The 12,037-nt window shown below is 28.2% G+C and carries 10 protein-coding genes and 2 tRNA genes; 1 reads left to right on the top strand and 11 read right to left on the bottom strand.

The window, feature by feature from the left end; translation table 11 throughout:
* Nucleotides 1–240 precede the first annotated feature (240 nt).
* From CXF68_RS20885 to CXF68_RS14790, 10 genes are all read right to left on the bottom strand, one after another.
* A complete protein-coding gene (locus tag CXF68_RS20885; protein ID WP_198553830.1) occupies nt 241–1,572 on the bottom strand; it encodes a restriction endonuclease FokI C-terminal domain-containing protein in 1,332 nt (443 codons plus the stop codon).
* Between the two features lie 77 nt (nt 1,573–1,649).
* Nucleotides 1,650–3,068 carry a hypothetical protein gene (locus tag CXF68_RS14830; RefSeq protein ID WP_101045906.1) on the bottom strand — a complete coding sequence of 473 codons (1,419 nt, stop codon included), beginning with the start codon at nt 3,066–3,068 and terminating at the stop codon, nt 1,650–1,652.
* Nucleotides 3,059–5,788: an N-6 DNA methylase gene (locus CXF68_RS14825; protein WP_101045905.1), complete on the bottom strand. Its 2,730-nt coding sequence runs from the start codon at nt 5,786–5,788 to the stop codon at nt 3,059–3,061. Before CXF68_RS14825 ends, CXF68_RS14830 begins: the two co-directional genes overlap by 10 nt.
* On the bottom strand, nt 5,788–5,985 hold the full coding sequence (locus CXF68_RS14820; RefSeq protein ID WP_101045904.1) for a helix-turn-helix domain-containing protein: 198 nt from the start codon (nt 5,983–5,985) through the stop codon (nt 5,788–5,790). The genes CXF68_RS14825 and CXF68_RS14820 overlap by 1 nt, the downstream gene beginning before the upstream one ends.
* Nucleotides 5,986–6,354: 369 nt before the next feature.
* Nucleotides 6,355–6,666 carry a hypothetical protein gene (locus tag CXF68_RS14815; RefSeq protein WP_101045903.1) on the bottom strand — a complete coding sequence of 104 codons (312 nt, stop codon included), beginning with the start codon at nt 6,664–6,666 and terminating at the stop codon, nt 6,355–6,357.
* 23 nt (nt 6,667–6,689) lie between these two features.
* Nucleotides 6,690–7,181: a hypothetical protein gene (locus tag CXF68_RS14810; protein ID WP_198553829.1), complete on the bottom strand. Its 492-nt coding sequence runs from the start codon at nt 7,179–7,181 to the stop codon at nt 6,690–6,692.
* Nucleotides 7,182–7,427: 246 nt separating this feature from the next.
* Nucleotides 7,428–9,125 (bottom strand): ATP-dependent endonuclease, encoded by a 1,698-nt coding sequence (locus tag CXF68_RS14805; RefSeq protein ID WP_101045901.1) that lies wholly within the window; start codon nt 9,123–9,125, stop codon nt 7,428–7,430.
* Between the two features lie 252 nt (nt 9,126–9,377).
* A complete protein-coding gene (locus CXF68_RS14800) occupies nt 9,378–10,661 on the bottom strand; it encodes a site-specific integrase (RefSeq protein ID WP_101045900.1) in 1,284 nt (427 codons plus the stop codon).
* 51 nt (nt 10,662–10,712) lie between these two features.
* A tRNA-Leu gene (locus CXF68_RS14795) sits at nt 10,713–10,796 on the bottom strand.
* A gap of 42 nt (nt 10,797–10,838) precedes the next feature.
* Nucleotides 10,839–10,911: transfer RNA gene (locus CXF68_RS14790), tRNA-Lys, on the bottom strand.
* 108 nt (nt 10,912–11,019) lie between these two features.
* On the opposite strand from CXF68_RS14790, the gene CXF68_RS14785 reads away from it, so the two are divergent.
* Nucleotides 11,020–11,538, top strand: coding sequence for a shikimate kinase (locus CXF68_RS14785; RefSeq protein ID WP_101045899.1), 519 nt, complete (start codon nt 11,020–11,022; stop codon nt 11,536–11,538).
* On the opposite strand, the gene CXF68_RS14780 is transcribed toward CXF68_RS14785, so the two are convergent.
* Nucleotides 11,530–12,033, bottom strand: a complete 504-nt coding sequence (locus tag CXF68_RS14780) for a phosphoribosyltransferase family protein (RefSeq protein WP_101045898.1) — start codon at nt 12,031–12,033, stop codon at nt 11,530–11,532. The genes CXF68_RS14785 and CXF68_RS14780 overlap by 9 nt on opposite strands.
* Nucleotides 12,034–12,037 lie beyond the last annotated feature (4 nt).

The raw sequence follows: 12,037 nt of genomic DNA, 5'->3' as shown, positions 1-12,037 counted from the left end.
TAAATGCTAACTTTTCGGATTTAGCACGAGCCGAATTTTTATTTTTCTAATATAACCAAATTAAAAATTTGGCGTACTTTGTAAATATATAAAAACCTCTCGAAAAGCCTGTAATATCTGTGTTTTATACACGTTGTTAGCCACTGGTTTTATTCCGAAAACTTGCTAGCGTTGACGTGAAAGCTCTTTTAAATTTGTGAGGCACGAGCAAACTTTAAATGTGCTTGAACTTGCGTTGGCTTATACATCATCAAATTCTTCAATTATGTTATTCGCAGTTACAGGATTACCAAACCCAATAATACTTTCTATGATTGTCGACAAACTTAATCGGTCTTTTGTTTTGTACGCTAACAAATAGAGTAGTGCTTCTGATGATAAAAGAATAAATCGTTTAACGTCTGTATTCCACGTAACATCATTTATAAAACTATCGAAATTTGATTTAAATGAATTACTCACAATTATAAAACCGATTTTTTTGTATCCTTCTTTCTGAAGCTTTGGCGAATAGTGATTTATATATTCTTTAATTGCTCTATCATCAACACCTAAGCTGTAACCATTACTGTATGCTTTTGCGTCAACAAGAAAAGCTGTACTTTCTTCTCGTAATCGTATTATTGCATCTGGATTTCTTCCAGTTCCTTGTCCTAACACTTCAACTTCAAAGTCTAGTTGTTTAAAAATCTCAGCTACTAATTTTTCGTATTCACTTCCTTTTAAAGCAGATGATTTTTCAGTTTCGTTCCCTAAGTCGATTAATTTAGCAACTTTAGGAATTAAATAGTCAGAAAGCTCAAAACTAGAATTAATAACAATACTAGTTTCTAGCTCTGTTTTTATTTCTTTAGTTTCTGTTTTCTTTTTTACTAATTCTTTATTCGGGTTTCCTTTAAAATTCCAAAAAGCGTGTTCCGCATCCCAATTTGAAATACTTTTTTTTGAATGAGATTCTAAAACTTGTTTTATTTCTTGATTTAGATTGTAAAAAAAACTATAAGTTTCCTTTTGTGAAGGCTTATCCTCCCATAAATTAAGTTCTTTATAAGAATTAATCTGAGAAGTATATAAAATTGGCCATTGAGAATTATCGTGAATTTGCCAAAAGTAGGAAAGGTAATAACCTACAGAACCAGGATTCGGAGCCTTTCGCCTGTCTTTCGCCTTATTGAAAATTGGTAAGCAATATTTTTCTAGTTTTTCAATTTTAATAAGAGCATCTTTCAAATCTTTTGGTTTTGAAATTACATCTTTCAATAGAACACTTAGAGCATCAATTTTTGTTTCGCTGTATTTAACCAATTGGTTGAAAAACATTTGACCTTTTGTTGCTGTAAAACCCCAAAAATTGTTACGTTTATTAAAACTATCTATGTTTGTTTTAAACTCATAAATATTAGATTCACTAATGTTGAATTGCTCAATAAGTTCTTTTAATTGAACAATAGCTTCATATCTAGTTTTATCAATATTAGAAATTTCTTGTCCTTTAGTGTCTAAAACTTGCTTGTTTGATTTAATATAATTGTCCCAAATAAGCTGAATTTTTTTTATTTGTTGGCTATTCATTCGTTTCTCTTTTTATAAATTCCAATGCGTTTTCTTCATTCACCTCAATATCAATTTCAACTACTTTTTTATGTTGGCTATTCCGTTTGTATAGCTTTTTCAATTATTGCACTTATTTCGGCTTGTTTTTTCGTTATTTGTTTGTCAATTTCTTTTTGTGCGTCTATTTGTGTTTTTATTTTATCAACTAATTCTGTTTGTTTTGTTTCTTCCCAATCTGGAATTGGAAATTCTTGAACTTGGCTTGGAAAAATATTTGTATTGTTTCCTAAACCTTTCTTGTGTGTGTAAACTAAATATTGAAATAAATCAGAACGCATATAATAATACGCCAATCTTGCATTGTAGTTTGTAAGCCTAATTCTTTGCGTAAAATCTGCGTGAATTGCATCTATTTCTTCATCTTCTATTAATGCAACTTTTCCGATTGTTCCTTCTCCTGAACGAGCTAAAATAATATCGTCTTTTTGTACTGATTTATTTTTATTAGCTTTAGAATATGTATTACTAACAGTTTTACAGCCTTCTGGATCAAAAGCCCAAGTTTTTATACTAGACATTGCTATGTAATAATAATCTCCATCATTATCGTAATCTTTTGGAGAAACACTTTTACCTAAAACAATTGGTTCTGATATAAAATCCTTAATTCTTTTATTGGTTTTTGAAAATAAAAAATCCCAAACAAACTGACCTGCTTTATTATGAAACTTAAAGCTAAATCTACAATCTATATTATTACTAAATTCTTTAAGATTTGATCCAAATTTATTTTCAGTTTTTAATTTTTCAAATTTGTCTATGTCTAAATTAAGTTCTTCACCAAGAACTCTATTTATAATATTTACATCTTCATCTTGTCTAGTTTTTAATTTCTTAATAGACTTTTCAATAGGTTTTATTTGATTTACAATTTCTTTTTGTAAATCAATATCAGATGGTAAAATAATAGGAAGTCTATGGATATAAGTTTTAGATAAGTTTTTTAATGTTTTACCTGTTTCAGTACATCTGAAATATTCTTGAATTAATTTTGAATTTAAATAATGTACAAGTAAGTTTTTGTTTATTTTATTTTCGTCAACTCTAATTCTAGCAATGTAATGAGATAGTGTTAGATTGATATCATAATTTTGGTCTATAATACAACTTGAACCTACGTTTGAAGAAATAGCAATTAAAATATCATCTTTTTTAAGACGAAAAGGAGCCAAATCTTCTCCTTTGTCTTCATTTAAATAAACTAAATTTGATAGTTTTAGCTCTCCATTTTTTATATTCCTTACAACAATATGAGCATATTCAGAAGGAGCATTATTATAATCTTCTTTAGTAATAGATTTACCTGTTTCTATAAATGTTATAAAATCATTTAAATACTTTTTTTGTTTTAAATTGAAAAATGATTTATATAAGTCTAAATAATCCACATCAAATCTTGCATATGGATCATTTTTGAATTCCGAGAGTTTAGATTTAAATATTTTTATGCCCATACTACATCTTTTCTAATTGAATCTAAAATTTTGTGGGTTTCTGTTTTTCTTAATAAAATATCATTACTCTTGTATTTTACTAAAAGTCCTTTATCAAAATGTTCTATTAAAGTTTTTTCTGTTCTTTCGTAGAATTCAGATTTTAAAATATCTTTCTTGTAATAAGTTTCTAGAATTTCTTTAACAGTTTCTTTTTCTGTTTCTAGGTTTTCTATTTTGATCTTTATAATTTCAATTTCTGAATCCAGCTTTTCAATTGATTTCTTTGATTTTGCTGTTTCGTCTTTTGCTTTTAAAGCTTTTACTTTTGTTTCTGCATCTTTTTGTTCAACTTGTGAATTTTTAATATTTTCATCATAATCTGAAATGATTTTAGTACAATCTAAAGTATTAGGTGCGTATTCAATATCAAATAAATCGTTTGGTCTTGGGTTTTCACTTCTTTTTGTTCGTTTGTATCCAACATTTTCTGCTTCTGCCATAAAAATATCATAATCAATATCCATTTCTTGAGCAACTTCTCCAAAAACCCACCAAGCGTTATAGAAACCAAAAACTTCAGTTTCTTTTTCATATTTTGATAAAGCTATTATTTCAGCATTGTATTTAGTTAAAATGTCATTAACTTTTAAAGATTTATCTTCTTCTGTTAAGTAATCTTTCAAAAATCTGTGAATATTTTTGATTATGTTTTTATTATTCTTTTTTTCAATATCAGAAACGACATCTTTTGCCCATTTTTTATTTAGTTTTTTCTTGTCAATAAAAAATTGAACGTAACTGTTCATTCTTGTTTTTAACAAACTCCATTCATTCCCAAATTTATCCCATTGAGTATTCCATTTTTCAATTTCTGCAACTTTCTTTTTTTGAGCAAAAAGAATACTTGTTTTTGTTGAAGTAAAAGGCTCAAAAGTTATTTGAGGTAAACTTACAACAGCTTTAATTTTGAAATATTTATATAAAAACAAACGAATGTATTTGTTTTCTGTAGTATCAAAAACACTTTCAGGTAAAACAACACCAAGTCTTCCGCCTTCTTTTAAAAGTTGGTAATAACGCTCTAAAAACAAGTTTTCAGAATTCTTTTTCTTTCCAAATAAGAAATATTTATCTACTTCTTCTTTAGAGTCGTTTATGTTTACACTAAATGGAGGATTTGAAATTATTACATCAAATTGTTCATTAACCCCAATGTTGCCTTTTGCTTTGTTGTAAACCTTATGTCCAGTTTCGTAATTCGCTAATTTAGAATTAGTGTATTTAGAATAAGTTTGTAAACTTTTTAAGCCATCATCTTTAAACGTATTACTACTACCGTCTCCGTGTAAAATCATATTTACTTTAGTAGAAACGGTTAAACTGTAAGAATTATCTATTCCATAAATATATTCTTCTGCCCAATCGTTAGGTTTTTCGTCTGGAAATAGTTTTTTAAGCTTTGCTTTTTTAGTGTTTGTTAATTTAAAATTGTGCTTAGAAAATTCTTTGGTAATAATTTTCATTGCTTCAATTAAAAACGTCCCACTTCCTGTACTAGGATCAATTATGTATGGTAAAGAGTAATTTTCTTCAAAACGCTCAATTGCTAACTCATCAACTTTCATTGCATAAACTAGAAAATCAACAACGTTTGTTGTTGTAAAAAATTGACCTTTCGATTGTTTAAATTTTTCTCTGTTTGTTTCTTCAAAAAAGTGTCCTAAAATATCTTTTTTCTGTGTTCTAATACTTTTAGAAAAAGAATAGTTTTGAAGTTCTTTTACTAGAAAGTACAGACTTTGTAAAGATATTTTTTCTGTAGTTAAAATGTTACCTACATTTTTTAAATCTTCTTCTGAATAATTTAGTTTGTTTTGTAATGCATCTTTATAACATTGGTTTATACGATCAAAGAATTTATTTTGATCATCATAATCTTTATCGTAAATCTGACATCTGTATTTTTCGCCCTCAATAGTTTCGTCTTCATCATAGATTTTAGTCAATAAAAACTGAACTAAAAAGATATAAGCTTCATTATCCTCAACACCAGAACTCCAAAGTGTATTGTGAATATTTCTTCTAATTTCAGACATTTTTAATTCTGAAATAGAAAGTAAATCTGTGTCCTTTTCGTCTTTTACACGTTCTTTAAGTTTTGGCTTTCCATAATTGAAAGGAATCTCTAATCCAAAAGTTTTGTCTTTTTCTTCTAGCCAATCATCATATTCTTTGTATTCATCTTTTTCAATTAAATACATTCTATCTGCGAGTTCTTCACTTGTATCTAAAGAATAATAAATTAGATATTTTACTTTCGTTTTATTCTGTTTTTCTTCTAAATCAGAAAGTTCAAAAAGTTGACCTTTTATATCTTTTTCTCCATTGTCAAACATTTCAGGAGCCTTGACTTCAATATATAAAAAGGGATTGCCGTGTTGATCTTTAACAATTACATCAACTCTAGCAGAATCATCTTTGTTTTTTTGTTTCTCTCGACCAATACTTCCTCTTACATAATATTTTTCGAGTTCAATATTTTTTTCCGAGTACCCAAGTTCATTTACAAGTTTGTCAACTAAAAAAGCTCTTACAACTTCTTCTGGTCCAAGTTTTTCAATTTTGGGTTTTGTAATACCCTTTGAATATTCAACCGTTTCTTTTTCAAGGTCGATTTTTGCAACCTTATTCTTGCTTTTTGCAAGTTTTTCTTTTGTTAATTTTTTCCAGTCGCTCATTATATTTTGTTTCTTTTTTCTAGTAATTCGGCTACTTCTATGTTTAAGATTCCTGCAATTTTATACAAGTCTTCTAAACTCGGTTGTCTCTTGTTTTGAGCATATGAGTGAACCATATTGTAACTCTTTCCAAGTTGTTCAGACAACCAGATTTGTTTTATTCCTTTTTTTTCTAAAACCTCTTTTATTCGGTTCATTTTTGAATTTTTTTAATTCAGTCTACTAATGTAAAGAACATTTTCAATATACTCACTAAATGAGTATTAAAATTATCATTCCGTAAGAGTGAGAAGTGTGAAAGGCAAGCTCTTTTTATTTTTTGAGCCACGAAAAAAATAAAATGTGCTTGACTGCGAGTTGGCTTTTCAGAGCTTGTGACTAACTTTAAATATATGGCAAGTTGGGCAGATGATAAGCGATTAATTTCGGTTTTGTACTAAGTTAAACTTTTCTCTTTTGATTTATCTTTTTTGTTTAAAGCCAAATCAAAATATTTGGCGACCTCGTAAAAAAACAACACCTTTTCGAGCTAGCTATATATATATATAGTGTTAGAAAGTTGGTTTTTATCGTTTTTTATGTTTCTCTTTTTCAATTATACAACCACAATCAATTTCCGAAATCGGTTTTATTGAGTTCTTTTTTATTTTCCATTCCGTTAAAATTAAATCGGGATATATTGGCATTCCGATTCCTATAAAAGTAGAGTCAGATTTAATCAGAGAATCTCTTTCAGATTTTAAATATTTATCGGTAAATTCAATGTCGTTTTTAAATTTAATTTTCTTGTTTTCAACAGAGTAAATTCCAGTTACTTCCACTTGACAGGCACTCAATCCATATTTATATTTAAAAATACCGTTTTCTCGTAATTCCATAATTGACCATTTTTCCAATCCTTTTATTCGCCCCAAATTTGGTAAACACTCATCTCCATTCCATTTTCGCTTAAAAGTATAAATCCGTTTTCGGTTGTTGAATCATCAGTTCCAGAGTCAAATATCAATCGGTTTGTTTTAAATCGGTAAAGTTTAGAATCTGTATTTATCCAACGAGGAAGTGGTTGACTTTTGTAATCCGCATTTTTTGCATTCGGCTCGAAATTTTTAAGCGGAACACGGATAATCGATTTATTCAGTTCCGACATATTTTTCAATTCATTTTCATTCAGTGATTTGCTGTCAATCAGTTTCCAGTCATTTTCTTCCGCAATCTTTTTCAGTTCCGATATTTTAAAACTTGCGTTCGGTTTTGCTTTCCAGTTTATTGCTAAAGTTCCGCCCCAAGGTCCTTGGTCATTTTTTTGTTCGGTTATTTGGTCAGATTTGTATCGTAACCAAAATCCTGAATGTGTCAATCGGCTACACGAAATAAAATTTAGTCCAATCAACAAAATCAAAAGTTTTTTCATTTAGCGCAAATTTTTTCTCGTATTGGTGGCAACGTTCAGTATAAGAAATCGTAGGGCAGGTGATAAGCACTATCGTTTCGGTTTATTACTTAGCTAAATATAAATATTTTGCTTTTATCTTTTCTACTATAAATGCCAAATTTTATATTTAGCGGACTTTGTTAATATTCACAGACTTTTCGATTTAGCACAAACGCCCTATGTTTTTCATACATTGTTATGGGCTTTTTATATTGGGATAACAACTTCTTCTTCAATGAATAATAAGTCAATAGCATTAAAAATCTTTTCAAATTCGGAAAAATGAACAGAATCTAAACCATTTATTAATTCTGAGAAGTCATTCTTTTTGTCTTTTATTCTTGAAACTTCCGTATTCATAACATAACTTTTAATCATATTATTTTGTTCTAGAATTTCATTCGAAAAAAAATGTTCAATTACAAGAAACCTATCTTGCATTTCAGTATTTGAAACAAAAAGTTCTCTTCCATCGGGAATAGGAAGAAGTAATCCATGAATGTCTTTTTCTAGATGTTTACGACTATTATTTTCAAAAGAATAATTATCAAAAACATTTTTTTTGAGTCCTTTAAATTTGTTGTTCCCTTCTTGGTCATTATCAAATAAGCCTACAATTTTCAACGAATCAATTAGATTTGAGACAAACTCTAGAGTTTGTTGGACAGAATCAGCACTTCCAGTTCGTTTTTCTACATCAATCTCTCTACCTGTAGGAATTATTAAATAAGGGATTTCAGTATCAGGATTCAGTTTTTCCCAAGCAGATTCTAGTATTTTTTTATCAGATTTGCCTTCTGTTAAAACTATTATTTTATCAGAATTAGATTTTTCAAGAGAATACAAGTCTTTAGCTAAATCAACTCCGACGCTTGAATAAGAATCAATAGGTAAACTTCTTACAACACCTTGTTCTATAGATTTTTGATTAAAATAAAACAACTGTCCATCTTCTGCTTTATTAATTAGTCGGTCATTGTGTGAAATTAGGAATATTTGATATTCCGTATTTTTTCTTAACTCGTCAATTAAGCTTGTTTGAAGATTTGTATGGATATGTGAATCTGGTTCATCTATCAGTAATATGTTTACACAATGCTCGTGTTTCTTTATGAAATCAAGTGTTGAGAAGATTTCAAGCACTTGTAAAATTCCACTTCCCATTAATGAAATTTCTACTTCTGACTTACCTTCTTCCTGAATTGTTAGTCTTACATGTTCATCATCCTGTTTATTTTTGTTTTTAGAACGAATAGTAAAATTTGTTTTAAAAACATTTTTTAATTTTTCTTCAAGTTCTTGAAATTTAATATCTGCCTTTTCCGATTTTAGAATTTTATTCCTAATCACTTCATATGATTTACCAAGGGATATCTTTTTAATTAATTGAGCATTATTATAAAATGGCTCATTTTTAATTGAATTGAATAATGGTCGAGTTTGGTATATGAATATTGTGTTTCTTAGATTTAGACCTAAATCAATTATTTTATCTCTAAAGTTATTGAACGATATGGAGTCATATTTTATTCTAAAATACGAATTTGGAATATTTGGTTTTTCTATAGTTATTTTTAAAGGGTAGTCAACTTCTTCATGAGAGAATGTTAACGTCACTGAAAGCTTTTTTTTTGATGATTTCTTAAAAATATCTTTATCAGATGTAATGCGTAAGAAAAATAAAGATTCAAAGGTTAAATAACAAGGTGTAGAACTTCCATAAAAACTTTTACCATTGTTTTGGATGAGTCTGTCATATGCACATTTCCATAGTTGGACAGCTTCTAGTACAGTAGATTTTCTAATATTATTTTCTCCAACAACAAAATTAAATTCATCATTACATTGAAACTTTAACTTATCATAAGTTTTAAAATTATCTATATAAATTTCTTTTATTCTCATAATAATTTAGGTGCTGTTTTTTAATTGCCCATAACTTATATATATATATATGAACACTAAAGGTGTCGTTATGCCACTAAATTGTCATATAATCGATACTTTTAGGTGTTTTTATACAACTCAATTATTCAATTAATAGTTGAGTATTCGAATATAATTTAAAATAAAAACTTAGCTATATAAAATGGCTTATTAAAAGCAAGGATGTAAAACATTAATTGGTAAAACTATAGATTAAAGAATAGGGGAGAGCTAAAAATTTAAAGTATAATCATCTGAATAATCTTTAGGTAAAGACGCTCCTATGTCCCTAAGATAATTTTCTAAACCACTAATAGATTTATGTCTAGTAATAGTCATTAATCTATGTTTATTTTCTAAATCGGTTAAACCTTGGTTTTTAAAAGAATTAAATAAATCCAAAGCGGTTGTGTGTCGCCCTGAATAAATATTATGATTTTTATTTAGATTATTTTTTTTCCCAATAGCTTTTCTCATTTTTTCAAATCGCCTACTAAAAAAATTAACTTTTGATCTTTCCTTTTCAACTACCCAAGTACCAGGAGTTTTATTTTTAGTAAATAAAAAGTCAGTTGGACTGTATTTATCAAGCTCCATCTTAAGTAAAACCTTTTTTAATTTAGGTATTATTAAAATAGTTGCAGAATCTTCAGTTTTTGTCTTAACTTTAATAATGTTGTTATCTAAATCGATATCTTTAACTTGTAGCCTGCAAATTTCAACATTACGCATTAAGGCATACATAACAAATTTCATAAATGTATATAAATACAAATCATTTTCAATTAAATACTCTTTTATTGCGTTTAGTTGCTTTAGTGTAAAAGGCTGGTTTTTTTGAGCAACTGATTTTAGTTTAGGTATAGCCAACACAAAATTAAAGTCTAGAATATCGTCATGTACCATTTGAGATACTAAAGAAGATATTAGGCGTCTATAATTATTTCGGGTGGTATTACTATTGGCTCTACCATTTTGATCTGTTAATTCATTTAAAAATATTACAATATGCCTTTTTGTAAGCTCTTTAATACTTATTGTGAATAGATTATTAGATTTTAACCACTTTATAAATACATTGTATTGAGTATTATTAACATCTTTAGAAGTTTGTCCCCATACTTTACATTTTTCTTTAAAAGCAATATCAAATGCTTCAGAAACAGAAAATGTTTCTTTATTAATTAAATCTTCTTTAAATTTCTTTATTTCCCAAGGGTTTCCTCCATCTTGTAAAAATCGAAGTGTGGCTTTTCTTAAGTTATTACCAGCTTCAGTGCGTTGAGAAATAGTTTTTAAACGGTTTATACCTTGTTTTTCTCTGTATTTTTCTAATAAATTTGAAGTAGGATTACGGAACCAGTAATAAACATACCAATATTCATTAATATCAGGCCTACTAGTTCCTTTGATTTTAGGTATGTAAAGTTTAGGGTTTGTGAACAATTTTTGTAAGTATTTTACAGGCACTTTTACAGGCACTTTTACTCTTTTGTCATAAAATAAAGCTTTCATTTTAATTAGTGTTTTTAGACAACTAGTTAAAAAAGAAAGATTTATGCTTTGTACACATAGCGGGAGTCGAACCCGCACGTTCTTACGAACACAAGCCCCTCAAGCCTGCACGTCTACCAATTCCGCCATATGTGCTTAAATTAAAAAAGTTAAGCAAACGAATGCTTAACTTTTTTGTGACCGGGCTGGGGCTCGAACCCAGGACCCTCTCCTTAAAAGGGAGATGCTCTACCAACTGAGCTACCAGGTCATTTGCTTCTTTATTAAAGCGGTTGCAAATATACAACTATTCTTTAATTCAAAAAAACTTTTTTGTAATATTTTTTACTCATATTTGTAACCACTTAATTATTAGATTATGAAAATTGTTTTAATAGGATATATGGCTAGTGGAAAATCTACAATTGGTAGATTATTATCACAAAAAATGAACTTTTCTTTTATTGATTTAGATAATTATATTGAAGAAAAGGAAAAAATGACGGTATCTGAAATCTTTGAGAAGAAAGGTGAAATATATTTTAGAAAAGCAGAACACTTATATTTAAAAGAATTAATGGTCTTAAATAAGGATATTGTCTTATCATTAGGAGGAGGTACTCCTTGCTATGCTGGTAACATGGATATAATTACTGAATCTAAAAATACGAATGCTATATATTTAAAAACAAGTATTGATACAATTGTTAAAAGATTGACCAATGAAAAAAATCAAAGACCTTTAGTAGCTCGATTAAAAGAAGATGAATTAGCGGAGTTTGTGGCTAAACATTTATTTGAACGAAGCTACTTTTATAACAAGTCGAAATATAAATTACCTGTAGATAATAAAAATACACAGGAAATTGTAGAAGAGGTATACCAATTATTAAGTTAGATAAACAAGGGTTTCGTTATTTTTAAACTCTACTACTACATGTTCCTTTGTTGATGTAGATAAAGAAATTCCTTTAAAATCAGCTTTAACAGGGTATTTCTTATGATTTCTATTAACTAAAACAGCTGTTTTAAATCTTTTTAAAGGTACATCAAGAAAATGCTTTACAGCATATATTAATGTTGTACCCGAATTTAAAACATCATCAACTAATACCAAAGATTTGTTTTGGTATTGATTGCTATCTATAGAAGTTGTAATAGGCGTAATAGGATTTTTTTTATCTATTATAACCTTACATAATTCAATTTTTAAGGGTGATATTTCAGCTAATACAGCCTGAATCTTCTCAGCAAATAAATAACCATTATTAGCGATACCAGCAATTATAATATCAGTTTCATTGCTGTTACTTTCATATATTTGAAAGGCTATTCTTCTAATTTTTTGCGCGACTTGGCTATCCGTTAAAATAATATTGTCAGCTATAATCATATTT

Origin of the sequence: Tenacibaculum sp. Bg11-29 (assembly GCF_002836595.1) — a bacterium.
Classification (GTDB): Bacteria; Bacteroidota; Bacteroidia; order Flavobacteriales; family Flavobacteriaceae; genus Polaribacter.
Note: the sequence above shows the minus strand (reverse complement) of the source record. Positions and strands in the feature narration are given on the sequence as shown.

Bases quoted from the DNA above. Each gene is read 5' to 3' on its own strand.
- CXF68_RS20885 (WP_198553830.1), bottom strand. From the start codon at position 1,572: ATGAATAGCCAACAAATAAAAAAAATTCAGCTTATTTGGGACAATTAT.
- CXF68_RS14830 (WP_101045906.1), bottom strand. From the start codon at position 3,068: ATGGGCATAAAAATATTTAAATCTAAACTCTCGGAATTCAAAAATGAT.
- CXF68_RS14825 (WP_101045905.1), bottom strand. From the start codon at position 5,788: ATGAGCGACTGGAAAAAATTAACAAAAGAAAAACTTGCAAAAAGCAAG.
- CXF68_RS14820 (WP_101045904.1), bottom strand. From the start codon at position 5,985: ATGAACCGAATAAAAGAGGTTTTAGAAAAAAAAGGAATAAAACAAATC.
- CXF68_RS14815 (WP_101045903.1), bottom strand. From the start codon at position 6,666: ATGGAATTACGAGAAAACGGTATTTTTAAATATAAATATGGATTGAGT.
- CXF68_RS14805 (WP_101045901.1), bottom strand. From the start codon at position 9,125: ATGAGAATAAAAGAAATTTATATAGATAATTTTAAAACTTATGATAAG.
- CXF68_RS14800 (WP_101045900.1), bottom strand. From the start codon at position 10,661: ATGAAAGCTTTATTTTATGACAAAAGAGTAAAAGTGCCTGTAAAAGTG.
- CXF68_RS14785 (WP_101045899.1), top strand. From the start codon at position 11,020: ATGAAAATTGTTTTAATAGGATATATGGCTAGTGGAAAATCTACAATT.
- CXF68_RS14780 (WP_101045898.1), bottom strand. From the start codon at position 12,033: ATGATTATAGCTGACAATATTATTTTAACGGATAGCCAAGTCGCGCAA.